The sequence below is a fragment of the Mesorhizobium sp. M7A.F.Ca.CA.001.08.2.1 genome (assembly GCF_003998455.1).
GTDB lineage: Bacteria > Pseudomonadota > Alphaproteobacteria > Rhizobiales > Rhizobiaceae > Mesorhizobium > Mesorhizobium ciceri.
On the sequence record NZ_RZPW01001487.1, the window covers coordinates 1 to 417 of the forward strand.

General features: G+C 58.3%; 1 protein-coding gene and 1 pseudogene. One reads left to right on the forward strand and one right to left on the reverse strand.

Features of this window, described 5'->3' with window-relative positions; translation table 11 throughout:
* Nucleotides 1-146: 146 nt before the first annotated feature.
* The gene (locus tag EN914_RS38645) at nucleotides 147-320 is read left to right on the forward strand and encodes a hypothetical protein (RefSeq protein ID WP_164752743.1); all 174 of its coding nucleotides are present in this window, start codon (nucleotides 147-149) and stop codon (nucleotides 318-320) included.
* Here the strand turns inward: EN914_RS38645 and EN914_RS39800 are convergent.
* A pseudogene (locus EN914_RS39800) lies at nucleotides 317-417 on the reverse strand (carbohydrate ABC transporter permease); the annotation flags it as partial. The gene EN914_RS38645 and the pseudogene EN914_RS39800 overlap by 4 nt on opposite strands.

Sequence of the window (417 nt, forward strand, 5' to 3'; positions counted from 1 at the left end):
CCAGACTGCGTTGCGTCTGCGCCATCGCGATTTCGCCATCAGCAAGCTGCACCATTTCTTCCTTCCTCGGCCAGCCCGAGGCCACACCATTTTACGCGCCATCTATTGGCCGGGGCTGAGAGAGGGGGAACTGGAGCCGAGCTATTGTGGGCTACGGCCTAACGAACGGGTTGCAGTTCGGCGATTTCGACATTCTGGCTGATCCGTCCGGACGGCTGATCCGTCTTTTCGGAATCGAGTCACCTGGCCTGACAAGTGCGCTGGCGCTGTCGGATTGGGTTGTCCAATTTGTCGGAAAGACGAACTTCTTCTTGCTTTAGCCTTTGACCGCCCCAGCGGTCATGGATCCCGATATCTGCCGATACATCACAAGACCCAGCAATGCCGGCGGCAAGGCGCCCAGCATCATGACCTGTC